Origin of the sequence: Thermocrinis albus DSM 14484, from assembly GCF_000025605.1 — a bacterium.
Classification (GTDB): domain Bacteria; phylum Aquificota; class Aquificia; order Aquificales; family Aquificaceae; genus Thermocrinis; species Thermocrinis albus.
Genome location: NC_013894.1, coordinates 394,949 through 418,881, shown reverse-complemented (window position 1 = coordinate 418,881; position 23,933 = coordinate 394,949). Strand labels below are relative to the sequence as shown.

The 23,933-nt window shown below is 44.0% G+C and carries 30 protein-coding genes; 8 read left to right on the top strand and 22 right to left on the bottom strand.

What is annotated here, in order from left to right:
- The 5 genes from THAL_RS08585 to THAL_RS02100 form a co-directional block, all read right to left on the bottom strand.
- Complete coding sequence (locus THAL_RS08585) at positions 1-894, bottom strand: nitrogenase component 1 (RefSeq protein WP_083762859.1); 894 nt, start codon at positions 892-894, stop codon at positions 1-3.
- 1 nt (position 895) lies between these two features.
- Positions 896-1,639, bottom strand: a complete 744-nt coding sequence (locus tag THAL_RS08580) for a DUF3364 domain-containing protein (protein WP_083762858.1) — start codon at positions 1,637-1,639, stop codon at positions 896-898.
- Between the two features lie 18 nt (positions 1,640-1,657).
- Positions 1,658-3,106 (bottom strand): nitrogenase molybdenum-iron protein alpha chain, encoded by a 1,449-nt coding sequence (gene nifD / locus THAL_RS02110; RefSeq protein WP_012991467.1) that lies wholly within the window; start codon positions 3,104-3,106, stop codon positions 1,658-1,660.
- Between the two features lie 11 nt (positions 3,107-3,117).
- A complete protein-coding gene (gene nifH, locus THAL_RS02105; protein ID WP_012991466.1) occupies positions 3,118-3,957 on the bottom strand; it encodes a nitrogenase iron protein in 840 nt (279 codons plus the stop codon).
- A 279-nt stretch (positions 3,958-4,236) separates the two neighbouring features.
- Positions 4,237-5,817, bottom strand: coding sequence for a sigma-54-dependent Fis family transcriptional regulator (locus THAL_RS02100; RefSeq protein WP_012991465.1), 1,581 nt, complete (start codon positions 5,815-5,817; stop codon positions 4,237-4,239).
- A gap of 171 nt (positions 5,818-5,988) precedes the next feature.
- Here THAL_RS02100 and THAL_RS02095 point away from each other — a divergent pair, with 171 nt between their 5' ends.
- From THAL_RS02095 to THAL_RS02075, 5 genes are read left to right on the top strand one after another with little or no spacing between them, the layout of a single operon-like run.
- Positions 5,989-6,243: a MoaD/ThiS family protein gene (locus THAL_RS02095; protein ID WP_012991464.1), complete on the top strand. Its 255-nt coding sequence runs from the start codon at positions 5,989-5,991 to the stop codon at positions 6,241-6,243.
- Positions 6,240-6,467, top strand: a complete 228-nt coding sequence (locus tag THAL_RS02090; RefSeq protein ID WP_342606916.1) for a 4Fe-4S dicluster domain-containing protein — start codon at positions 6,240-6,242, stop codon at positions 6,465-6,467. The genes THAL_RS02095 and THAL_RS02090 overlap by 4 nt, the downstream gene beginning before the upstream one ends.
- Positions 6,464-8,260, top strand: a complete 1,797-nt coding sequence (locus tag THAL_RS02085) for an aldehyde ferredoxin oxidoreductase family protein (RefSeq protein WP_012991462.1) — start codon at positions 6,464-6,466, stop codon at positions 8,258-8,260. Before THAL_RS02090 ends, THAL_RS02085 begins: the two co-directional genes overlap by 4 nt.
- Positions 8,250-9,356: an aminotransferase class V-fold PLP-dependent enzyme gene (locus THAL_RS02080; protein WP_012991461.1), complete on the top strand. Its 1,107-nt coding sequence runs from the start codon at positions 8,250-8,252 to the stop codon at positions 9,354-9,356. Before THAL_RS02085 ends, THAL_RS02080 begins: the two co-directional genes overlap by 11 nt.
- Positions 9,353-10,303: a LeuA family protein gene (locus THAL_RS02075; RefSeq protein ID WP_012991460.1), complete on the top strand. Its 951-nt coding sequence runs from the start codon at positions 9,353-9,355 to the stop codon at positions 10,301-10,303. The genes THAL_RS02080 and THAL_RS02075 overlap by 4 nt, the downstream gene beginning before the upstream one ends.
- A 4-nt stretch (positions 10,304-10,307) precedes the next feature.
- On the opposite strand, the gene THAL_RS02070 is transcribed toward THAL_RS02075, so the two are convergent.
- The 14 genes from THAL_RS02070 to THAL_RS02005 all read right to left on the bottom strand — a co-directional run bounded on the left by THAL_RS02070 (position 10,308) and on the right by THAL_RS02005 (position 19,719).
- Positions 10,308-10,514, bottom strand: coding sequence for a hypothetical protein (locus THAL_RS02070; protein ID WP_012991459.1), 207 nt, complete (start codon positions 10,512-10,514; stop codon positions 10,308-10,310).
- Positions 10,462-10,743 carry a nitrogen fixation protein NifZ gene (locus THAL_RS02065; protein ID WP_012991458.1) on the bottom strand — a complete coding sequence of 94 codons (282 nt, stop codon included), beginning with the start codon at positions 10,741-10,743 and terminating at the stop codon, positions 10,462-10,464. The genes THAL_RS02070 and THAL_RS02065 overlap by 53 nt, the downstream gene beginning before the upstream one ends.
- A complete protein-coding gene (gene nifW, locus THAL_RS02060; RefSeq protein WP_012991457.1) occupies positions 10,730-11,050 on the bottom strand; it encodes a nitrogenase-stabilizing/protective protein NifW in 321 nt (106 codons plus the stop codon). The genes THAL_RS02065 and nifW overlap by 14 nt, the downstream gene beginning before the upstream one ends.
- A 3-nt stretch (positions 11,051-11,053) precedes the next feature.
- Positions 11,054-11,269, bottom strand: coding sequence for a 4Fe-4S binding protein (locus THAL_RS02055; RefSeq protein ID WP_012991456.1), 216 nt, complete (start codon positions 11,267-11,269; stop codon positions 11,054-11,056).
- Positions 11,270-11,272: 3 nt separating this feature from the next.
- Positions 11,273-12,691 (bottom strand): nitrogenase cofactor biosynthesis protein NifB, encoded by a 1,419-nt coding sequence (nifB, locus tag THAL_RS02050; RefSeq protein WP_012991455.1) that lies wholly within the window; start codon positions 12,689-12,691, stop codon positions 11,273-11,275.
- On the bottom strand, positions 12,688-12,912 hold the full coding sequence (gene nifT / locus THAL_RS02045; RefSeq protein ID WP_012991454.1) for a putative nitrogen fixation protein NifT: 225 nt from the start codon (positions 12,910-12,912) through the stop codon (positions 12,688-12,690). Before nifT ends, nifB begins: the two co-directional genes overlap by 4 nt.
- 4 nt (positions 12,913-12,916) lie before the next feature.
- Entirely contained in the window at positions 12,917-13,324 is a 408-nt protein-coding gene (locus THAL_RS02040; protein ID WP_012991453.1) for a P-II family nitrogen regulator, read from the bottom strand.
- The gene (locus THAL_RS02035) at positions 13,321-13,638 is read right to left on the bottom strand and encodes a P-II family nitrogen regulator (RefSeq protein WP_012991452.1); all 318 of its coding nucleotides are present in this window, start codon (positions 13,636-13,638) and stop codon (positions 13,321-13,323) included. The genes THAL_RS02040 and THAL_RS02035 overlap by 4 nt, the downstream gene beginning before the upstream one ends.
- A gap of 237 nt (positions 13,639-13,875) precedes the next feature.
- Positions 13,876-15,174, bottom strand: coding sequence for a hypothetical protein (locus THAL_RS02030; RefSeq protein WP_012991451.1), 1,299 nt, complete (start codon positions 15,172-15,174; stop codon positions 13,876-13,878).
- 13 nt (positions 15,175-15,187) lie between these two features.
- Positions 15,188-16,537: a c-type cytochrome gene (locus THAL_RS02025; protein ID WP_012991450.1), complete on the bottom strand. Its 1,350-nt coding sequence runs from the start codon at positions 16,535-16,537 to the stop codon at positions 15,188-15,190.
- A gap of 41 nt (positions 16,538-16,578) precedes the next feature.
- Positions 16,579-17,577, bottom strand: coding sequence for a GTP 3',8-cyclase MoaA (moaA, locus tag THAL_RS02020; protein ID WP_012991449.1), 999 nt, complete (start codon positions 17,575-17,577; stop codon positions 16,579-16,581).
- Entirely contained in the window at positions 17,574-17,996 is a 423-nt protein-coding gene (locus tag THAL_RS02015; protein ID WP_012991448.1) for a molybdenum cofactor biosynthesis protein MoaE, read from the bottom strand. Before THAL_RS02015 ends, moaA begins: the two co-directional genes overlap by 4 nt.
- Positions 17,997-18,007: 11 nt before the next feature.
- Positions 18,008-19,234 carry an FAD-dependent oxidoreductase gene (locus THAL_RS02010; protein WP_012991447.1) on the bottom strand — a complete coding sequence of 409 codons (1,227 nt, stop codon included), beginning with the start codon at positions 19,232-19,234 and terminating at the stop codon, positions 18,008-18,010.
- Entirely contained in the window at positions 19,231-19,719 is a 489-nt protein-coding gene (locus THAL_RS02005) for a V4R domain-containing protein (RefSeq protein WP_012991446.1), read from the bottom strand. Before THAL_RS02005 ends, THAL_RS02010 begins: the two co-directional genes overlap by 4 nt.
- Positions 19,720-19,795: 76 nt before the next feature.
- On the opposite strand from THAL_RS02005, the gene THAL_RS02000 reads away from it, so the two are divergent.
- From THAL_RS02000 to THAL_RS01990, 3 genes are read left to right on the top strand one after another with little or no spacing between them, the layout of a single operon-like run.
- On the top strand, positions 19,796-21,187 hold the full coding sequence (locus THAL_RS02000; protein WP_012991445.1) for a TldD/PmbA family protein: 1,392 nt from the start codon (positions 19,796-19,798) through the stop codon (positions 21,185-21,187).
- Positions 21,184-21,414 carry a hypothetical protein gene (locus THAL_RS01995; protein ID WP_012991444.1) on the top strand — a complete coding sequence of 77 codons (231 nt, stop codon included), beginning with the start codon at positions 21,184-21,186 and terminating at the stop codon, positions 21,412-21,414. Before THAL_RS02000 ends, THAL_RS01995 begins: the two co-directional genes overlap by 4 nt.
- A gap of 1 nt (position 21,415) precedes the next feature.
- Entirely contained in the window at positions 21,416-21,766 is a 351-nt protein-coding gene (locus tag THAL_RS01990) for a 6-pyruvoyl trahydropterin synthase family protein (RefSeq protein WP_012991443.1), read from the top strand.
- 1 nt (position 21,767) lies between these two features.
- Here the strand turns inward: THAL_RS01990 and THAL_RS01985 are convergent, their stop codons facing one another.
- From THAL_RS01985 to THAL_RS01975, 3 genes are all read right to left on the bottom strand, one after another.
- The gene (locus THAL_RS01985) at positions 21,768-22,223 is read right to left on the bottom strand and encodes a hypothetical protein (RefSeq protein ID WP_012991442.1); all 456 of its coding nucleotides are present in this window, start codon (positions 22,221-22,223) and stop codon (positions 21,768-21,770) included.
- Positions 22,224-22,304: 81 nt separating this feature from the next.
- Positions 22,305-23,459 carry an iron-containing alcohol dehydrogenase gene (locus tag THAL_RS01980; RefSeq protein WP_012991441.1) on the bottom strand — a complete coding sequence of 385 codons (1,155 nt, stop codon included), beginning with the start codon at positions 23,457-23,459 and terminating at the stop codon, positions 22,305-22,307.
- Positions 23,456-23,902 carry a TraR/DksA family transcriptional regulator gene (locus tag THAL_RS01975; protein ID WP_012991440.1) on the bottom strand — a complete coding sequence of 149 codons (447 nt, stop codon included), beginning with the start codon at positions 23,900-23,902 and terminating at the stop codon, positions 23,456-23,458. The genes THAL_RS01980 and THAL_RS01975 overlap by 4 nt, the downstream gene beginning before the upstream one ends.
- Positions 23,903-23,933 lie beyond the last annotated feature (31 nt).

Below are 23,933 nucleotides of genomic sequence, written 5' to 3'. Positions count from 1 at the left end.
TTACCTGATGAGATCAAAGCTATAGTCTGTAGTGGCAATGCCTATTGTTCTTCTGTCTACTTCATCCAGTATGGAGTTCACTATCCATACGAGCATGTTGAGAGCACCCTTGTAGAATAGGATGCCGTATCTGTGAAGATGATGCCTGTCAAAGATAGGATAACCGATACGTATGAGAGGAGTACCCGTATCTCTCCAGAGGTACTTTCCGTAGGAGGTACCTATCATGTAATCGACAGGTTCCGTAAACAGAAGACTTCTCATATGCCAAAGGTCCTTTCCGGGGAATAACTGTGCGTACTTTCCATTATCAAACTTCGAACAGAGCTCCTTAACCTCTTCCGCCCACTCTTCGTTACCGTTAGTGCTCAAAATGTGAACAGGCTCTGCTCCCAACTCTAAGAGGAAAGATGTAAGTCCGTAAACGAAGTCCGGATCTCCCCACAGCGCAAATCTCTTGCCGTGTATCCAGTAATAAGAGTCCGCTATGGCGTCCAGGAGCAACTGTCTCTCGCGTTCAAGTTCTTCTGGTACAGGATTTCCAGAGAGTTTGGAAAGTAGCATTAAAAACTCATCCGTTCCCTGTATGCCATAAGGTCTTACCACATAAGTAGGCTGTTTCCACTCTTTCTCTATGTACTCTCTGGTCTTTTCGGTAGAGTACTTCTGGAAGACTATGGTAGCCATAGAAGATTTGGCTCTGTATATATCCTTAAGGGGGGTGCCACCGTAGTACAGTTTGTAATCACCAGTGAGACCAGAGTTTAGATTTTCGGAAGGATCAGAGAGAACTATGCACTCTAGCCCAAACTTTTCCACTATCCTTCTTACCTCTTTATAATCCTCTAAGTATGTATGAAAACCTAGTATGATATTTACTCTACCCGCACTCATATTAATCACCTCCTTTACCTTTCTGGAGCCAGCCTAATAAACCACCCTCCTCATAGAACTCTCCGTTTTCATCGTATTTGTCTATGTTATCAACTCCGTACTTTTCGAAGTAAGATGTCATATGCTGAAGGATAGCTTTCATCATATTATCGTAACCAGTTATATGGGATCCTACGAAGGACGGTGTATGAGCAAAACATATGGGGAAATCCTCAGGTATTAACCCCTTCTCTTTTGCTGTTGTTATAAAGCTGTTGAGGTCATCACCGATCACCTCTGCCATACATGTGGTACTGACAGCTATCATCTTAGGTTTATAGAGCGCTATGGCATTCTGGAGTCCTTCATGCATATTGTTTAAGCCACCAAATACTGCGGCATCTTCTGTCATGGAAGTGGAAACCATAGGTACAGGCTCTTTAAAGTGTCTTGCCATGTGAGTTCTGAAATAGGCCACACAACCCTGGGAACCGTGAGAGAAGGGGAGGGTTCTTTCAAAACCAAGGGCGCACAGAAGCGCGCCCAGAGGTTGACATGCCTTTGCGGGGTTTATGGAGATGGCTTCCCTCTTAAAGTTCAGTTCTCTGTACTCCCATGTCTTTGTCCATTCTGCCACTTCTTTCACCTTCTCTTCGCCTACCCAATCTTCAAAGTTCTTTCGCTTGTTGGCGATCATATTCCTAAATTCATCATTTCTAAAACACTCAAGGTGATCTTTTATGTTTAGCTCATGATGTATACCCATGGCGATTACCTCCATAAATTATTTTTTCCAAGGAGCTTCTATATACTTCCACACATTTCCGTTTACTGCCATATCGATATCTCTTGCAAAGATCTCAAAACCTTCTATTCCGTGGTACGGACCACTGTAATCCCAGCTGTGCATCTGTCTGAAGGGCTTACCCATCTTCTGGGCTTGATACTTCTCCTTAATTCCAGAAGCTACCAGATCTGGGTTAAGTTTTCTGGTGAGTTCCTCTATTTCGTAAGCGGTAGCATCATCTATTATTATCGTAGTGTTTTTGTCTATGTAGTGAAGTGTTCTTTGATAGTCATCTTGGTGAGCAAATTCGTACCCAGTAGCTATAACGTTCATACCAAGATCCTCAAAGGCTGTGATCATATGTCTTGGCCTTAAACCACCTACATACAAGAGAACTGTCTTTCCTTCTAGTCTTGGTCTGTATTTCTCTATTACACGATCCAGTCTCGGCTTATAAACCTTCTCTATAAGCTCTTCGGTTCTTTCAACTATCTTATCATCAAAGAGGGCAGCTATCTTTCGCATGGAGGCAAATATCTGAGTAGGACCGAAGAAGTTGTACTCAATCCATGGGATACCAAACTTCTCTTCGAAGTAGCGTGCCAGATAGTTGGAGGATCTATAACAGTGTACGAGTATGTATCTCGCCTTTACAGCATTTGCCACTTCAGAAAAGGTCCCGTCACCTGAAAACTGGGTAATGACTCTGAGTCCCATATCCTCCAGTATTTTTCTCGTTGCCCATGCATCACCACCTATGTTATAATCTCCCCATATTGCCACATCGTAAGGTGTGGATTCTATCTCTTGACCCTTTAAACCTTTTTCGTATATCCAATCTCTCATACTATCGTTTGCTATATGGTGCCCCAGAGATTGGGACACCCCTCTAAAACCTTCACACCTCACTGGAATTACGGGTTTTCCTATCTTTTTGGAGGCCATCCTTGCCACAGCTTCAATATCATCTCCTATAAGCCCTATGGGACACTCCGACTGTATGGTTATACCCTTTGCAAGAGGGAAGAGAGTGTTCAACTCTTCAATGGCTTTCATAAGTTTTTTATCCCCGCCGAATACGATATCCCTTTCCTGAAAGTCTGTGGTAAAGTGAGGTGTCACAAAGGTATCTACACCTGTTGTACCTATATAGTAATTCCTTCTACCAGCTCTGGAGTAGTAACCACAACCTACCGGACCATGCGATATGTGTATCATATCCTTTATTGGTCCCCATACAACACCCTTTGAACCCGCATAAGCACATCCTCTTACGGTCATAACGCCCGGTCTTGATTTGATGTTAGACTTTGGAGTACACTTATCATCTTGAGGTTCCACTACGGCTATATGCTTCTCCCTGTCTTTTTTGGCTTTCTTAGGATAAGCGCTTAGTACTTCCTCTATGATCTTGAGAGCTGTTTCTTTATCAACTAGTACACCCATGGTAAACCTCCTTATGCAACCTCTTCAGGCTTCATTATGCCGTATTCTACCAGTAGTTGTTCCAACTCATCCATGCTTAAAGGTGTAGGTATGGTGAGTTTGGTATTGTTTTCTATCTTCCTTGCTAGGGCTCTGTACTCATCAGCCATAGGATGATCTGGTGCGTATTCTATGACGGTCATTCTTCTCAACTCTGCTTCCTGAACTATATTGTCTCTGGGGAGGAAGTGTACCAACTGAGTTCCTAACTTATCAGCTAAAGCTTCGATGAGCTCTCTCTCGTTGGCAACCTTTCTGCTGTTACATATAAGTCCTCCAAGTCTAACTCCACCACTGTGAGCGTACTTAAGAATACCCTTGCTTATATTGTTGGCTGCGTACATTGCCATCATCTCACCTGATGTGACTATGTAGATCTCCTGTGCCTTACCTTCCCTTATTGGCATAGCAAAACCACCGCATACTACGTCACCTAAGACGTCGTAGAAGACATAATCCAAATCATCGTCAAAGGCACCGTTTTCCTCAAGGAAGTTTATGGCGGTTATCACACCTCTTCCCGCACATCCCACACCTGGCTCTGGACCACCGGATTCTACACACTTTATACCTTTGAATCCTACAAGCATGACTTCATCCAGGTCAAGGTCTTCCACTGAGCCCTTCTCCGCTGCCAGGTGCATGACGGTAGCCTGTGCCTTGACGTGGAGGATCAACCTGGTAGAGTCCGCCTTTGGGTCGCAGCCCACTATAAAGCACTTTCTTCCGGCTTCCGCCAAGGCGGCAACTGTGTTTTGTGTGGTGGTGGACTTGCCTATTCCACCTTTGCCGTAGATAGCGATCTGTCTCATCTTACCACCTCCTATTAAGGTTTTTCACTTTTCTTTTATGCAAACAAGATGCCAAATCTACTTTTTACGCAGATGAAGATTTTACGTGCTTTTGCAAAATACGGTCAGTGTAAGAAAAAGGACAAAACTTACAAGGAGTTGTAATGAATATGACAAAACATCACACTAACACCGGTAAATTGGTCGGGGCTAAAGCTTGACGATACCAACTGCCTAGTCCTGCGCTTTAGTTGAGTTCTACAGAGTATTACCTTGCTTACTTACTTGCTGGCAAGATTGTTATATTTTCTTTATCTTTATTCCGTACTTTTTTATTCTATAGTTCAACTGCCTTACGGTCATTCCTAAGTAGCGTGCTGCTTTTGCCTGAACATAACCACACTTTTCAAGAGCTTCTATGATAATATCCCTTTCACTCTTATTACCATGTTCTTCAATCTTGTTTTCCTTTTGGATTGTATCTTGTGGTACATCAACCCTCTTTTCCGCCGTTGACTGAATTTCCAGTTTTTTTCTTAAATGTGCATAACACATGCCGGAAGATATACAGGCCAGATGATGGGCTTCTATAACACCGTTATCTGAATTGATAGCTGCTCTGGTTAAACAGTTGACAAGCTCCCTTACGTTCCCCGGAAATGAGCAGGATAACAGAACTTCCAAAGCATCAGGTTTTATGCTTAGCTTTTCTTTACCAACGACTTTATTTAGTTTAGATAGATAATAATCTACAAGTACAGGTATGTCCTCTTTCCTTTCTCGCAACGGTGGTATGTATATGGAATACACAGCTATCCTGTAATACAGGTCCTCTCTAAATCTGCCTAGCGATACTTCCTCTTCAAGATTTCTATTAGTGGCTACGATTATCCTGACATCTGATCGCATGGTCTTGTTGCTACCCAACCTCTCAAACTCTTTCGTTTGGAGGAATCTAAGTAACTTAGTTTGTACACTAGGGCTTATGTCACCTATTTCATCAAAAAAGATAGTTCCTCCGTTTGCTATTTCCACTTTTCCCGGTTTTGTGGTGTGAGCACCCGTAAAGGCTCCCTTTTCGTAACCAAAAAGTTCAGCCTCCAGAAGCTCTACAGGTATTGTAGAGCAGTTTACTTCCACAAAGGGACCATTCCTGCGTTGGGAAGCATAATGTATTAGTTTGGCAAGTGTTGTCTTTCCCGTACCAGATTCGCCTCTTATCATCACAGTAACATCTAAATTGGCAACTTTCATGGCTCTTTTTATTACATCGTAGTAAGCCTTGCTTACACCTACAAAACCCTCTGTTGTAAAGATCTTTATGAGATCACTTTTTAGCGCCGCTATCTCTCTTTTGTAAAATTCTTCTTTCCTCTTTATATTTACATAGGTACCTATGTAGTTCCCTATAAGATTGGATATCATAGTAAGAAGCTCTACAAAGTAGTCTGAAGGTAAGGAATCCTTTCTCTTATCTATTGTTAAAACACCCACCACTCTACCTTCGTACTTAATTGGTACACCTATGAAAATAATTTCTTCAAGATTCTCTCTCTTCAGCTTATTAAGGAATAGAGGTTCTTCACTTAAGGATTTTAGTACAACTGGATACCCTTTCTCAAATATGTGACCCACAACACCTTCCTTCCTTTTTAAAGTTACCTTTTCCCTAGCACCTACACTTGAGATAACGGAGATCTTGTCATCTTCCTCCTTTATATAAAACACCACCCTTTCTACACCATCCAGATCACTTAGCAGGCGGACCACATCATCAGCTATAGCGTTAGGTGCTTTACTCATACTGCTTAACTCTCGCGAGAGGTTATAAAGAAGTTGGATCTCCTTCCTCAAAAAACGATCCACAGCACCAGAACCCATGTTGGGCACCCCCTACTATTTAAATATAAGCAAATTTTGTGCCAATATGAATTTCTGCCTTTGTCATGTTTCTTACACATCTGTGTCAGCTTTATAACATAAAATGTTATCTTGCTTACGTGGTGTAGCCCTCCTTTTTGGCATGTTTTTTGCAAAATAAATTTTTGGAAGATGAAGGTAAAGCTATTGGGATATCTTGCTTACCGTGTGGGGCATGACACCGTTGAGGTGTATGGTGTGAGGAGTGTAAGAGAACTGATCCGATCCCTTGCCAAGTTCTATGGGATGGAGGAAGTGTTCTTTAAAGATGGTGATGTGTGGGAAGGTGTTTTGATCATAGTTAATGGGAAACTTGTGGGCATAGATTTTGAAGATCTAAAAGAAGAGGATGAGATAGTTCTATCCTTACCTACTGCAGGAGGGTGATAGTGATAAGGGTGAACTTGGAACTGTGCATTGGATGTAGGAGGTGTATGATGGCTTGCTCTTTTATGAAAACGGGTGGATTCAACCCGAGATACTCCTCTTTGATTATCCTTACAGATATAGGGAACAAACCAGAGGCCTACTTACTATCATCCTGTGAATCCTGTAAAGATTACGTCTGCGTGGAATTTTGTTCGCCAGGTGCTATAGAGTACAAGCCATGAGCTACTGGAAGAGGTACTTACTCATAGATCTAACCAGTAGGACCACAGAAACCTACGATATATCTCAAGATACCGTAGAGAAATTCTTAGGAGGTAATGGTATAGGAGTGTATCTTCTACACAAACTCACAAAGAGAGGTGTAGATCCTCTCTCACCACATAATCCGGTAATTATAAATACAGGACCTGCTAACGGAACTCTTGTACCCATGTCGTCCAAGTTCTGTGTAGTATCCAAATCACCACAAACTAATGGCTTCACAAAGGGCTTTTGTGGAGGTACCTTCGGTAATGAACTCAAGTATGCAGGATACGATGGTGTGATAATTATGGGATGCAGTGATGAATGGGTTCATATACACATAGAAGATGATAAAGTTTACTTTAATCCTGCAGATTACCTGAAGGGATGTACTACTAGTTTTACTCAGAAAATGATAAGAGAAAAGTTTGGTAGAGATGTTGGTTGTTTGGTAATAGGCCCCGCCGGTGAGAACTTGGTGAAGTATGCGTGCTTAATATCGGATCTAAGGGCCGTAGGAACCGGTGGCATGGGTGCGGTACTTGGTTACAAGAAGGTCAAGGCTATATCCGTAAGGGGTACTAAGCTTGTGAGACCCGTAAATCCAGAAAGGTTGCTTACCTTCGTTAAGGAGTTTGAAAAAGCTGTTTATCAACATCCTGGAGTGAAGAATCTCGCAATGTTTGGAACTGCCGCTGGCGTACTTCATCTTCAACATTTGGGAGCTTTACCTTCTTATAATTGGCAAAGGGAGACCTTTGATGATGCAGAAAAAATCAGTGGAGAAGCTTTGAGGAGTAAAGTCATTAAGGACGTAGCGTGTATGGGATGTATAGTTCCCTGCGGTAAGTATACGGTGGGTAAAGAAACCTTCACAGTAGGACCAGAGTACGAAGGGATCTTTGCCATGGGTACCATAATAGGTAACAGAGATTTAGATACACTCATAGACTTAGATCGTTTAACAGATGAGTTAGGGTTAGGACAGATACAGGCAGGCGGTGTGGTAGCTTGGGTAATGGAGTGTTACGAAAAAGGGTTGTTAAGTAAGGATGACTTAGACGGTTTGGATATGAAATTTGGGAACACAGAGTCGGTCGCACGTCTGCTGAAAAAGATTGCATACAGGGAAGGTATAGGTGATTGTTTAGCTGAAGGATCAGAAAGAGCCTCAGATATACTGGGTGTGGGGAGGGATTTTGTAATGACTGTAAAGGGTATGGAGATAGCGGGACACTCTCCACGTGCGGTAAAGACGCAAGCCATAGGTTATGCTGTGTCCAACAGAGGACCAGTTCACTGTGATATAAGGCCGGGCATGGAGGAGAACAACATAACACCTCTTGGAGATCCAACCAACAAAGGATCAGTGGCAAAAGAGCTGGCCGTGTGGACCAGTGTAGTGAACAGTATAATCTACTGTCTGAGCGCGGAGAGGGTGGTGGGTCTCAAGCTGAACGACAGCATACTAAATATGGTTAACGCATTGATGGACTGGCATTTAGACATGTCTGATCTTAATATAATAGGAGAACGTATATACACGCTAGAAAGACTGTTTAACATACGCGAAGGTTTTTCTAAGAATGATGATACATTACCCAGAAGAATAAGAGAAGAGGCTACAGAAAGAGGATACATAACAACAGATGATGAACTGAAAAGTATGATAGAAGAGTTTTACACCGCTTTTGGATGGGACAAAGATGGTGTACCTACACAGGAGACTCTAAAGAGACTTTCTCTTGAGGAGTTTATTCATGATACTTGATGCTTATTCTTCTGCACCTCTTCCAGATATGTTGGACGAACAGAAACAAAATTTGATGTACTTCTTTTTAAATCCGTCATCTTCAAATATGATGTCAATGAGATCTAAAGAAATACTTGTAAGGTCAAGGAGAAGTGTGGCACAGTTCTTAGGATGTTCTGACTCGGAGGTGATATTCACCTCAAGTTCAACTGAAAGCAACAACTTAGCTATAAAAGGTGTTTTATTTAACAGCTTGTTAAACACAAGGAAAGGGAACATAGTAACAACAGATTGGGAACATATCTCCATCCATCATCCTATCAAAAGTATGCAAAGACTGTTTGGGTTCGGTGTGGTGTATATAAAGACTGATTCACGGGGAGAGTTTGACGTAGAAGATTTAAGAAATGTTATAAACGAGGATACATTGCTGTTTACTATAGGAGCTGTATGCAGAGAGACGGCCACCATAAGAGATGTAGCTTCCATAGTTAGGAAAGTAAAGAGCATCAATCCAAATGTCATATGTCACGTAGACCTATGGGGGCTTTATTATCCTACAGACTATATCCCTATTGGAGAGATAGATATAGCAACCTTAGATGGACCCTTTTTGTTAGCTCCTCAAGGAATATCAGCCCTATATGTTAAAAAGGGAGTAAGGTTAAGGCCCCTTATAGAAGGTGGTATACAAGAAAGGGGAATAAGGGCAGGAGAAGGAAACTTGTTTGGTATCTTTTCTCTTGGGTACTCACTGAAGTTTTTAACTGATAACAAGAATGCTATTGTCCTCTCTCTCAAAGAAGCCGACAATCTATTAACAGAATATATACATCTTCCAGCTCTCTATAACCCAAATAGAAAAGCTTTGGGGTTGTTCTCTTACGGTATAAAAACAGATGCTGAGATGTTTGTCAGTTTGTTAGAAAAACATGGATTCCTTTTGGGAACCTCCTCTCCATGTATGCTAAACGATGTAAAAAAGATAACAAAGGTAAAAATAGGGGATTTTCAGGATATTCTGTTTATAAGGATACCACCTTTAACACCACTCAGTTACCTTAAGGATCTAGCTGAAAAAATAAAAGTTATATCTGAAGGTTCCAAGTTATGAGAGTTTATATAACTGACACTACTTTACGAGAAGGTATACAGTCTCCTTCGTTGGAACTATCCCTTGAGGAAAGATACGCCTTATTTAACCATTTGGTATCTTTAAACTTTTACGAAATAGAAGTAGGGGTCCCGGCAAAAGGTGAAGAAGAGAGAGAATACATAAGAAAGCTTACGAAGGGTGAGCACGCCGACAGAGTTATAGTATGGAACAGAGCAAACATAAAGGATATAGAGTATTCCCTTTCCTGTAATGTAAAGAAGGTGGAAGTGGCCTTTCCTGTATCCGATATCATGATAGAGAAAAAGTTGAGAAAAAGTAGAGAATACCTTAAGGGTCTTGCAAAAGAAATTGTTCCATGCTGTAAAGAAAAAGGTCTTTATCTGTCGGTAGGGCTTGAGGATGCTTCTCGAGCGGACTATAACTTTCTTTTAGAGTTTGTTGAATTGGTAAAGACTCATGGAGCGGATAGAGTAAGACTGTCGGACACAGTTGGTGTTATGAATCCTTTGAGTGTTGCAAAGGTGGTAAAAGATCTTTCTAACATCACAGATGTAGAGGTTCATTTTCATAACGACTTTGGTATGGCAACAGCTAACGCAGTAGTGGCAGTTATGAGTGGAGCGAAGTTTGTAAATTCTTCCCTCTTAGGGTTAGGAGAAAGATGTGGTATTACCCCAACAGAGGAAGTTGTGATCTATTTGGAAGTAATTTTGGGAATAAATACAGGTATTGATATAAGAAAATTGTATGAAAAAATAAGAGAGTTTGTCAATATGACAGGCATAAAAGTACATGACAACAAACCTATCATAGGCACAAATGCTTTTACCAACAAATCCAGAATACACATAGACGGATTATCTAAATCAAAAGATACTTATCTTCCATTTGACCCTCAACTAATAGGAGAGATGTCAAAGATATGTAAAGGTTATTATTCCTAACAATTTACCTTTTGAAAACGTATGTGTCCTTTCCATCTATGAAAACGTAAACTTTATCTCCTACTTTTATACCCCACTCATCTATCATAGATACTGGAACGACCATTCTGATTTCTAAGTTCTTAAACTGTACCGTAAGGTCTGCGAAAAAGTAGCCTCTATCCAGCTCTATCACTTTCCCTCTGAATAGTACCTGTTTCTTGGCTTTCATCTACCACCTCCAACTCACTTCCTAAACAACCCACTAAGATATCAAGTCGTGGAAAATAAACTGTGTAAACCTTATTAGTCATAAGAAAGTAACCTATATCCATAACGACACCTACCTCACCTTTATCTACTATAACTTCGCCCCAAGGCACACCTGGAAAAGTACCATCGTTCTTTATCTTTTTTCTAAGCCTTACTATATCTCCTACAGAGATCTCACGCGTTTTCATCTTTCTTTACCTCGATATTTATAAAAAAGTTTTTCACCGCTTCTTTGTGCACTTTAAAGAGTCTTTGCTCTATTGGGCTAGTCGTTAAGAAACTATTATAAGCCTGTTTGAGACACTCTCTTATATTTTCGTAAATTGTATCCTGCGGTGCATCCTCATGTTGCATCGCTTTATGTATGCATTCGCTGAATTTTTTCATTATATGAAGCCTGTAGGGGTTAAGGATGTTTTCATCATACTCTAAGTTGAAGTATCTGAAAAAGTCTTCCGCATCCCGTAAAGATTCTAAGTCTTTGAATATATTCATGCTTTACACCTCCTCCACCTCCGATAGCTTTACTATGCAACCATCTATGGGACATATAGCAAGACACTGAGGTTCCTCATAAAAACCTTCACACTCCACACAAACGGTAGGATCTATAAAGAACTCACCTTCCTCGTTATGAGAAATGGCTTTGGTAGGGCATTGATCTTCACACGCATAACAGGAGATGCAAAGGTCTTTCTTTATAGAGTACGGCATGGCTTATCCTCCGTTAGTACCCACTGGAACTTCCTCCTTGAGTACGTATTTTTTATAGTATCTTGCCAACGCCTCATCTATACTGAGATAAGCGAATTCGTCAACACAATCTATGTTCCTCTGTTTAAGTACGTCCCGCGGTTCGAAACCTATCTTGGCGGCTATGATGGCTTTGCAGTCTGATAGTTTTGCTATGGTATCTTCTAGGATGTTTTCACCCTCCAGGCAAGATATAGAGCCGTGGCAATAAGGAGTAACTTTTCTGTGATGTATGAACTTGGCACCCTTAGCACTGACCTCATAGATAAGAAACTCTTTTGCTGTACCAAAGTGTTCGTTTACCAGCATATTGCCCTTAGATGCTACAGCAACGAGGACTTTTGGACCTTCGTTTTCCGTTTCTCCAAACAACAGTTCTCTTGCCTTGCGGAGTTTTTCTCTTTCCTTTTCTATTTCCTCATGGATCTGTTTTCGCCAGTTAGGGTCGTAGTTTATGTTTATCTTACTTAACTTATCCTTGGTAAATTCCTGACCTCTATCTTCTCCCAAAAGTCCTATAGCATCAGCTCTGCATTGTCTACAGTGTCTCATAAGGTTCATATTTCCTTCGCATTTTTCTTGCATCTCCTTCAGTTCTTGCGGAGTGGGTGGTCTTATGCCTGCTTTTGAGAATGCTGTACCCTCACCTTCTACGTAAGGCATGATGTTGTGTAAGAAGGCCCCCATGGATCTAACCTTTTTGGAAAGTTCTGGTATCTCTTCTCCATTTATCTCCGGTACAAAAACAGTGTTTACTTTTACCAGAATGCCGTTTTCAACACATGCCTGTAAGCCTTCGTACTGCTTTTCTAGAAGTATTTTGGCGGCTTCTTTATCTCTATATCTTCTGTGATTGTAAAAGATCCAAGGATATATCTTGGATGCTGTGTCTACACTCACAGCGTTGATAGTGATAGTTACGTGATCTATTTCAAGATCCTTTATCTTGTTGATATACTTGTCCAACACCAAGCCGTTTGTGGAAAGGCACAGCTTTATGTCTGGAGCCTTTTCTTTTATGAGTTCAAAGGTTCTGAAGGTTCTTTCTGGATTTGCCAGAGGATCACCGGGGCCAGCTATACCCACCACGGTAAGTTGTGGTATTTCCATGGCTACAGCCAGGACCTTCTTTGCTGCTTCTTCTGGGGTTAACAGTTCACTTACAACCCCAGGTCTGGATTCGTTGGCACAGTCGTACTTTCTGTTACAGTAGTTACACTGTATGTTGCAGGCAGGTGCAACGGCAACATGCATTCTTGCGTAAAAATGATGTGCTTCCTGAGAATAACAGGGGTGATTCTCTACCTTCCTTCTTATATCTTCTGGAAGGAAAGATAGATCATCACTTCCTAACCCACATTGTTTAGAATGGCAACCACTCATGTCACTACCTCCTCGCCAATTTTTTTCACTTCCAAAGTTATGGGGAACGACGGCTCTTTGTCGTGATATGGTACCTCCAAAACCCAACCGTTGGAGAGCTTGAAGATACCACCCCAACCATCTCCTTCCTTCTGAATTTCTATCACCACAGCCTCTAAATCTTTCTTAGGTATATACACTTCTATCTGACCATTTATGTTCTTTCTGAAAGTGGCCTTCATTGTCTCAAACCTCCTTTTCTCCAGTTCTTACCGTTATAGCTTCTTCAACTGGCATTATGAAAATCTTTCCGTCTCCGTAATTTCCCGTTCTGTTAACCTTTATGATGGTTTCTACCACAGCATCCACCTTGTCATCTGGAACCACCATCACCAGTAGTTTTTTAGGTACATATACGACAGGTCTTGTTAAAGTAGCGCCCTCGTTCACCAAGGACGCAGGTGTGGGTACAAGCTTAGGAGCACTCGTAGCGTAAGATGCAAACTCACTCTCCACCTCTGACATAACAAAACCCTTCTGCATTCCCCTGCCCCATACAGAATGTATACTCATAGCACCACACCCTATCTCGTCAAGGGCCCTTTTCGTATCTGCGTACTTATCTCTCCTAATAACGGCCCATATCTCTTTCATACCTCCACCTCCCCAGTTCTTATAGTAATAGCTTTTTCAACAGGACTTACGAAGATCTTTCCATCACCTATGTTTCCCGTTCTGGCATGATTCATTATAGTGTTGACCACCTTCTCCACTTCTTCGTCCTTTACCACGATCAGTAAAAGAGTTTTGGGTAACTCTTCGTAGGTTACGTCTCCTATTTTCAGGCCTTTCTGCTTACCCCTTCCCAAAACGGACATTTTGGTAAGGGCGGGAAACCCAGCTCCCTCCAATGCCAGTACTACTTCCTGCTCTTTCTCCGGCCTTATAAAGGCTCTCACTAACTTCATCTTTCACCTCCTTCCATCTTCCTTCATTCTTGTTGTTTGCAAAAAACATGCCAAGTAAATGTAAGGTCTATCATTATGTCATTGTTAGAAAGATAACAATTTATGGTATGAAAAATTACTACTGTTGTAAGATTTATTACAATCTTATTTTTCCAAAATTTTCTCTGAGATTTTTTGCCTAAAGGTTTGACGATTTTTAGTGCTGTGAAGAGGCCGGGCCGAAGGCCCGGCAGTTCTTTAGCCGTAGTTTTTAACTATTACAATGAGGCCAACACCTATGAAAACCACGGCCCACAGGGTGACTACAAACACGGACAGGTCACCTAAGTGATGCTCGGTTTCTGTAGCTTCCACTACTTTACCTTTGGGCACCTTTCCTGCTCTGTAAGCCATCCACCAAGCGTAAGCGTAGAGTATGAGACCTGTTGCCAACGTACCGAAGAAGAGAAGGGGGCTCAGAAACTCCAGATTTAACTTGTGGTTGTAAGGGCTGTATCCAAAGCGAGCGGTGGAGGCTAACCTCAAATACTCACGGAATACGGAAATCAAGATTATGGCAACTCCACTGGCTACCAAAGATGGTAGGGCCATTTTCACAGGATTCTTCATAGAGACGAAGAGCATACCTAAGGTGAGTATGATACCCATACCACCCAGTAAGGTGAATATGCTGCCTTTAGCGTTCCAATCAGAAGGTATGCTGAGCACATACAGGAAGTAGCTGAGAAGCCACACAGCTGCCGAGGGCAAAGCCAGTTTGGCTCCTACATGAGAAGCCCATTCCAGATAAGACTGATCCATATCCTCCCTTCCCCTGAAGTACCAACCGTAGAGCATTAGGAATATACCAGTGCAGGTTAAGGCGGGAGCCACAAGGAAAGCTACATACCTGAAAATGTTAAAGGCGTATATGTTCCAACCACTTGTGTTCATAGTAGTTCCACCGTTGGTGTACCACTCCACCCATTTTTCAGGATAAAGGGCTTGGTAGTTGACCACGTGTATGATAAAACCCACCCACAGGAGGAACACAACTCCCAAGAAGGTCAAGACGGTGGCAACCGCAGGTTTTTGTTTCATAAAATAGGCACCCCATGTGAAGTAATAGCCTATGAGGAGAAGCACTATAAACATCACGTACCAAGCTGCTGATAGGTTGGCGGAAGCGTACCAAAGAGAGTCGTAGATAACCTGATAAAAGAGGAGGGGAGCCACACCCAACACTATAGCTAAGGACACCGACACCTTTGCCAGCTCAAGGGAAGCCTGTGCTAACCTCTGCCACCTTTCATCCTTTCTGGTAAAACCAAAGAGGGCAACCAACAAGCCTCCCACAGAGGCGTATGCGAAAGTTATATGCAGAGCAAAGGTTATCACCTGAAGTACCTGCATAACTACTGGATAAAAGGGCACACCCGCGGGGTCGCGGAGTGCCTCCAAGAGCTGGGTGGTGCCAGCAGCGAAGGAAACGTTTCCACCCACTAGCAGAAGGAAAAAGACCACCAACAGAAAGAGGCGTATGAATAGTTCCCACATGGCTTAAACCTCCTTATTTCTTTGCGGTGGTAGAACCACCCGATACAAGATGAGCTATGTAAGCAGCAAGAGCCCTTATCTCTTCGTCAGTCCCCACTAACTTAGGCATGTAAGGAGGTGGGTTTTCACGCAGGTAGCTTTTGAGAAAGTTATACACAGCCTCGGGATCCGTCATACCGGCGAACTTCTGCCCGAAAGGTCTAAGACCTGTGCTTCCTGTCACGTTATGACAGCCAGAACACGCTAGTATGGCCATGGCTTTTCCTGCCTCTATCTGGTTCTGAGGAGTTATCTTCTTGAGGCTCTCCGGTACAAAGGGATGGGTTGCCAAGAGTCCTTTCTGATCTATGAGAGGAACCTCAGACTTTATACCCTTTGCGGGGACATCTCTCGCTATTATCTGGTTGACCCAAACGAACTCACCAGCCACGAAAGGTTTCCTGAGGGTCTCCCTTATTTTCTCTTCTGGATAAACGGCGGCGAAGAAGATCATGGCGTATATGGGATAGGCCAGGTAGAACTTAGCAGAGGTTGGTTTAACAGCTGTAAACACAAAGTGAGCTAGAACCACCAGTATCATGATGAGGATGGGTAGCTTGAGGTACATGGGTATCACGTTGTTGAGAATGGTGATGCTTCTTTCTGGGAGGGTAGATACATACCATGCAAAGAACATAAGGCCGAAAACTGTACCACCTATTCCCCAATAAGAGACTGTCTTAACAATGTCCTTGTAGACTTTTTCTGGCAGATCCTTCTTCATAAGAGCAGCTATGGCTATACCCACCGTACCTGCTATAGCAAACATGAAGGAGGTTCTTTCCAGAAGGTGAGGGAAGTAGTTTTTGTTGTAAAAAGCATCCAGTATGTTGCCCGTCTCAAACCACTTTTCGTGACCCGGTGACAGCATGAAGGAGAGAATACCCACTATTATGTACATAGTGGCCCACGATCCGATGGCGAAGGTCCACGCTAAGCGTAGCCAGCTTTTCTCATCCAATTTACCCAAGGTGTAGTAGAGAATGTAAACAAGGGTCACTTCCGCTACGAACCATATCCATTCTGCAGCCCACACCCACACGAAGTTGTGAATGAGGGCGGATATTCCTCTCGGGTTTACAACGGTGGCGGAAAACCATATACCAGGACCAGTTATAGAACCACTTACGTAAGAGAACACCAAAAGTCCAAGTAAGTACTTCTTGATGTACTCGTAGATCTGGGGCTGGCGCTCTCGGTACGCTTTGGTGGCCAAGTAAGCTAGCAGTATAGAAGCACCTACCGACGTGTGAGAAGCCAGAACGTGGATGGAAGCTATGATGCCTATGATGGTAGCACTGCCCACCACGGGCACGTACCACATGGGGTAGTGGAAGAATGAGCCAGATCTTGCGTCGGTGGTTACTAGCCACCTACTTTAAACATCTCCACCTTTCTGGGTACACTACCCTTCTGAAGGAGGAGGAGCCTCTCCTCCGAGTACCTGTCCTTCCTTCCTTGCCAAACCTCCACTATAAACTCTGCCAGTTCTTCGTCGGAAGCACCCATCCTGAGGAGCTTTTTAATGTCGTGACCATCTGTAGCAAACAGACACGTGAGGAGTTTACCATCTGCGGTAAGCCTCAATCTGTTACAGTCTCCGCAGAAAGGTTGAGTTACAGAGGCTATAACACCGAACTCTCTCCCATCATCTTCGTACACATATCTTAAGGCCGTTTCTCCCCTGTAACTTCTCCCTATGGGTCTTATCTTCATGTGTTGGGCTATTGTGTTTACTATTTCCTGTGCGGACACCACCTTATCCAAAGACCAACCGTTCAGATTCCCCACATCCATAAACTCTATGAACCTTACCACAACGCCCATATCTTTGAAAAACTTAGCTATAGACAGGATCTCGTCGTCGTTTATTCCCTTCACTACGCATACGTTCACCTTCACCGGTGTAAGGCCTACCTTGATGGCCTCCTCTATACCTTCCAGAATATGGGCAACCCTCACGCTTCTACCTACCAATGCTGAAAACACCTCATCTCTAAGAGAATGAAAACTTACAGTAACCCTCTTGAGTCCTGCCTCTTTTAAAGAACTGGCCTTCTCCTTAAGTAGAAAACCGTTGGTGGTAAGACTCACATCCTCCACAAAAGGGCTTATCATAGAGATGAGCTTCTCTATATCTCTCCTAAGAAGGGGTTCTCCACCCGTTATTCTCACTTTTCTTACACCCAAACTTTTGGACACTTTCACCACGCGTGTTATTTCCTCAAAGGTGAGGATCTCTTCCTTAGGAAAAAACTCGTACTGATGTCCGTCGGGCATACAGAAACTACACCGAAAGTTACATCGGTCGGTTACCGATATACGAAGATCTCTCAGCTCCCTACCCAGACTGTCTCTAATCATGCACCCATCACCCACTTTCCTGTACCGTCAGAGAAAACCTCCTTCTTCCATATAGGTACCCTCTTTTTCACCTCATCCACCACGTACCTACATGCTCCGAAAGTCTCCTCTCTGTGTCCACCGAAGACAGCCACCAAGAAGGATGCCTCGCCTACTTTCACCACCCCCAGCCTATGATGTACGAAGATTTCTCTAACGCCAAACTTTTTCAGCGCTTCCTTTCTTATCTCCTCCATAACCTTCAGGGCCATCTCGTGAAAAGCTTCGTAGTGGAGTTCTGTCACATCCCCATCTTCCGGAGCGGATCTAGCTATACCCAGAAAAACACAGCTGGCTCCACAATCAGGAGGAGGTGTGTAGTGGGAGAATATGGCCTCTGGTCCGAACCATTCCACACCCAGATAGACACGTGGAAACATATTAAAGTAATTTAGTCTCTGGGAAGAAAAACATCCTGAGCAAAGTCAGTGAATATTTCACAGAGAGATGGATGAGAGAAGACCATGGAGTACATTCTGTCGTACCACAGTGGATTATCTATAAAGGGACAAACCGCATTTATCACTTCACTTACATCAACTCCTAGAAGTGTCACGTGGCTTAGTCTACCATCCTCATCCACTATTAACTGAACAACACCTCCCCACCCGTTCACGTAGCTTTTTGTATTAGCATTAAAGGTCTTAATGTACTTTTTACCCTTCGTACCCTTGCCTACAAAGGCTAGTTCAAGGGCAGAACATATGACGGTAGGCACTCTGTGAGGTTCGTACTTTGTTTCCAGTCCCAGTATAGCTTGGCAAGCTACCCGCGCCTTGGCTAAAGCATGTGTCGCACCCATAGGTCTCGTAACATCACCGACAGCATAGACGTAAGGAAGGTTTGTCCTCATAGTATCATCTACTTTTACGTAGCCATCTTCATCCATTTGTAGAAAAGGAAAAAGCTCTCTGTGAAGGCCAGGCCTTCTACCTGTAGCCATTATTCTAATATCCGCATCAACCTCCGTGGTGGTTATCTTTACACCGCACAACTCCAACTCTCTCTCCAACTTTTCTACAATATCTTCTTCCACAGGGTAGTCTTTGAGGAGCCTATCTTGTACCTTGAGGTACGTGTCAAAGCCAAATACGGAAAGTATGAAGGCAAGCTCACAGGCACTCGCTCCAGACCCCACCACCATAACTTTTCCCTTAGGAACCAACTTTCCCGTGAGCACATCCTCTACAGAAGGCTCTTCTAACGGTAGTGAACCACATGCCAGTACCAAAAATTTTCCCTTCAGGTACCTGTTCCTGCTAACTTTCACCGTTTGCTCATCCACCATGTAAGCATAACCCTCTATGAACTCTACTCCCTCTCTCTTTAACAGGAACCGTGCGTTTTCCCTTATCTTCTCCACCCTCCTTCTTACATAATCTAGCGCTTTCATAAAGTCAGGTTTTACCTTTGTACCTAGCTTCCTTCTAAGAGAGAGAACCTCGCGAGCTATCCTGTACATACCTTCCTTAGGTATACATCCTCTGTTGAGGCACGTACCACCCAAAAGGTTCCCCTCCACAAGGGCCACCTTTAAGCCGGCCCTGGCGAGGGGAAGTGACACGTTGAACCCTCCCGGACCGCTTCCTACTACGATAACGTCGTAACTTTTTATCACTTCTCTACCCTCAACTCAAAAAGACAACTATCCTTTCCCTGAGCTTCACATTCCAGCTCTTTACATTCCCACCTTTTTCCCGTCAGCTCCTCCAGTACACCGGCAAGAGCACCCTGCAGGGGTATACACACCGGTTTCTTACTTTCCTGACCTTCTGCGAAGACAGAACCCTCAATACGGAGTCTTATCAACCCATCCACATGCTCCCAACTCTTCACTCTGCATATACCCGCTTCTTCAAGAAACACTTTAAGGTAAAGCTCTATCTCTTCCACGGAAGACTCCCCAGGTCCCATGATGTCCTTCAGGAGGTTCCCAGCTATCTTTCCCGCCTTCTTACCCGACATGTGAAGTATACCTCCTATACCCAAACCCGACAGACGTACTATGTTGGAATAGAACTCTTGCAAGGGTTTTTTGGGTACTATAAATCCCTCTTCTTTTAGGAACACCCTGATCTTAGAAACAGCCTCCAGCTCCTTCATCCGTCTCCTCCTTTGCAATATTATAAACGTTCGTTCATTTTCTTCCACCGCCAAAAGGCTTATAATCTAAATATCCATGGATGCAAAGGAACTTTTAAAGGAGAAGGCAGGTTACATTCTGTCGCGCCTTATGGGTTCAGGTGGTCAGTACGGTGAGATCTTTTACGAGAGATCCCGTATCTGCCGTATGCATTTGGAGGACAACCGTATACAAAAGATACAGTGGGGTATAGATGAGGGAGTAGGTCTCCGACTCATAAAGGATGGAAACACCTACTATGGTTACACCACCAACATAACCTTTGAAAACCTGATGGAACTGGCCAAGTTGGTCTCCAGGGGAGAGGATCACGGACCTATAGCCATTGGCAAGATTTACAGGAAGTCCTTCAACCCTGTGTTACTGGATCCTGATCAGTTGGACCTGTCTTACAGGAAGGAGATACTTCTTAGAGCCAACGATGCGGCGCGCCGGTTGGGTGGCAGGATAAAACAGGTGACAGCTGTCCTTATGGACAAAACCAGGGATATTATGGTGATCAACACACTGGGAGAAAGGGCAGAAGATCTACAGAAGAGGGTGGTGTTCTTTACGGAAGTGGTGGCCAGTGATGGACAACAGTTACAGAGGGGATACGAATCTTTGGGTGGTACCAAGGGTTTTGAGATCTTTGAGGAAAAGCCTCCTGAAATGATAGCGGAGATAGCTGCCCGAAGGGCATTACTTTTATTGGAAGCAAAGCCAGCTCCTGCAGGCAGTTTTACGGTGGTTATGTCTGCTCAAGCTGGTGGCACCATGATTCACGAGGCCGTGGGGCACGGCTTGGAGGCGGATCTTGTTCAGAAAGGCCTCTCAGTTTACGCAGGTAAGCTGGGTGAAAGGGTAGCTTCTCCCCTCGTGACGGTGTTGGACGATGCCACGCTGGAAGGTCTCAATGGATCCTTTGGTGTGGATGACGAAGGTGTACCTGCTCAGAGAAAGGTACTGATAGAAAATGGCTACCTGGTAGGTTTCATGTACGACAGAATGACGGCACTTAAGGAAGGGAAAAGTTCTACAGGTAACGGAAGGAGACAAAGTTATGCTCACATACCCATAGTGCGCATGACTAACACCTTCATACAGGCGGGAGATACAGATCCTCAAGACATAATAAAGGACACTAAGAAGGGTGTTCTGGTGGTGAAGATGGGTGGAGGTGAAGTGAATACTGTTACGGGAGACTTCGTGTTTGAGGTGATGGAAGGTTACCTGATAGAGAACGGGGAGATAACCTACCCTATAAAGTCAGCTACCCTCATAGGTAATGGTCCTAAGGCTCTTCAGGATGTGGACGCGGTAGGTAGGGATTTGGGATGGGCTATAGGAACGTGTGGTAAAGATGGACAAGGTGTGCCTGTTTCCGATGCGCAACCTACCATACGTATAAGATCCCTCGTGGTAGGTGGAACCGAGGTGATCTCATGAGAGAACTACCCGTACCCACCCACATAAAGGAAGAGGTCATAAAGAGAGTGTCCAACAAGAGACTTGCTGAGGAAGCTTTCCGCTACATAAAACTTGTAGAGAAGGAAGATGGTACTCTGTGGGTAAAGGAAGAGCTGCCTTCTACCGACAACCATGCGTTGATGTTTATGGTGCTGGCTTGTGTTAACTACACCCAAAGACTTCTCAGGGGGGAGGAACTGGACTGAGATGCCGTGGCGCGTTGTGGTAAAACGCCAGTTTAACGCTGCCCATTTCCTCACCGACTATCATGGTGCGCCAGAACCTCTTCATGGACATACATGGTGCGTTGAGATCCATATCAGAGCAGACAGTTTGGACAAAGGAGGTATGGGTGTGGATTTTGTGGAGATAGACCGGTTTCTGAAGGATATCCTTCCCGATTATAAACTTCTCAACGAGGTTTTTGAGTTCTCACCCAGTGCGGAGAACGTAGCTCGCTGGTTGTTTGAAAAGGTAAAGGAAAGGTTTCCCACACTGGAAAAAGTGGTGGTGTGGGAAACCGAAAACTGCGGTGCAGAGTACTGGGAGGAAGAGTGATTTATCCCGCTTGTGCAGATAATTTTGCCTCTCTCGCCTTCCGAGCTGTTTCTGGATCATAAGCTCTACCTTGCCACAGCATTTTGTACACCACCTCGTAGGTGCTTTCTGCCAGCTGTGTTAACTCCTTAAAGAGTTGGTTAAACCTGTCAGATCTGTGAGACTTTTCGTGACTGTCCAGATCCTTCCAGAAAGTTATTATGAGAATCTCTCTGCCTTTGAGAGGGTGTTCGGTAGCCTTGCCTGCTGTAGACCCTTCCAGCGAAACACCTCCCGTGTTAAGTACCACAAAACCTCCGTAAAAACCATCGTCCGAGTGGTAAGTTTTTACGTGTTCGCACAGATAAGCAGCCCTCTCCATAACTTCGTCCAGATCAACACCTTCTTTCAGAACCACGTAGTTTATGTTAACAACAGCATCGTCTGGTATTCCGGGTATTAAAGGATTTCCGTACATCTCTCTCACCTCCTATTAGTTCATTATATAAGAATATCAGAATATTTCTATGATAAAGAACATAAGGTGGAAAAGGAGGCCTCAGCCGTAGGCCTTTTCGTAGAGTTTGTAGATATCTTCTATGGAAGGTTCCACCGGGTTTATCAAAAACAGACCCCTTGCCAGTAAGTAAACGTCCTCAGCAAGTCTTTCTAATTTCTCCTTTTCTACACCTAGGTCTTTCAGGGTAATCAGAAGACCCACTTTTTCTAAGAACCTTACCACGCAGTCCACAGCTCTGTGCGGTTCAGACCCACATCCGAGAACTTCAGCCACTACCTTGTACTTTTCCGGGTTACCTCTGTAGTTGAATTCGGTAACCGCAGGTGCAAGCGCAGCAAGTCCCTCTCCGTGAGCTACATGAGGATAGTGAGCAGAAACAGGATGCTCCATCCCGTGTATGAGGGCGACCCTCTTTCTGTCTATCGCTATTCCCGCCAGTGTGGCAGCATAACTCATCTGGGCTCTCGCTTTAAGATTCTCCGGCTCTTCCAGAGCTATAGGCAACCATTCTTTTATGATGGATAAAGCTGTGATGGCTAAGTGATCAGCAAAGGTATCTTCCACGCGGTTGGTGAAGGCTTCCAAGGCGTGCATAAAGGCATCAACACCAGTTACAGCGGTGAGCTTTCTGCTCATGCTGACAGTCAGTTCAGGATCCACTATGGCCGCCTTAGGGTAGTTGAGAGAGTGGGATATTACCATCTTCTCCTTTCTGACGGGACTCGATATGACAGAGTAACGGTTCACTTCGCTACCTGTACCTGCTGTGGTGGGTACACATATGACAGGTCTGTTTAGAAAAGGGATAAGTCTTGGACCCTCTGGGTAATTGACGTAGTCCCACGCAGAGCCTTCGTTAGAGGAAACTAAGGAAGATGCCTTGGCAACATCCAAGGCACTACCTCCCCCCAATCCCACTATAAAGTCCACCTTTTCTTCCACAATCAACCTGCTCAGTTGGTTAACGGTGGTATCGGTTGGATTGGGCTCTACCTCATCAAAAACCAAAACTTCCTTTATGCCATGTCTTTTCAGAGAATCTATCGCTTTTTCCAAAGCACCGCTCTTGCGGGCACTCTGCCTTCCTGTCACCAAAATGGCCTTGAAACCAAAACGCCTGGCTACCTCACCCAGTCGGTTGAGAGATCCAACTCCAAAGATAACTTCTACCGGCAAATAAAACTCAAACTTCATGCCTCTGTGATGTCTTCTCTTTGAATCTCTATGTCCTCCGGTATGGTTCCCTCAAAGCCTCCGGGTACCGTATAGGTGGGCATTATACCCTCCTCTTCCACTTTCTCCGCACACTGAGCATGATAACGGGTCCACGGTATGGCTCTCAGTCTTTCCAGTTCTATATACTCGCCACAGTACTCACATATACCGTACGTTCCTGCCTGCATTTTCTGAAGGGCATAGTCTATCTCTCTCAGTAGGAAAACCTCGCGGGAGGAGAGATTGTCCAGAACTTCCTGCGTGTAGGTCATCTGGCTTATGTCTTCAAGATCTCCGGGCTCTTTCACCTCCTCCCCTATTCTGGCCTGCGTGTCTTCCATCTTCTGTACCCTCTCCAGAAGTTTTCTCTTCTCCTCCAAAAGTTTCTCTTTCAGTTCACTGAGCTCCTGGCTGCTGTACATCTTAGATACCTCCCTTCTAAGATAATTCGGT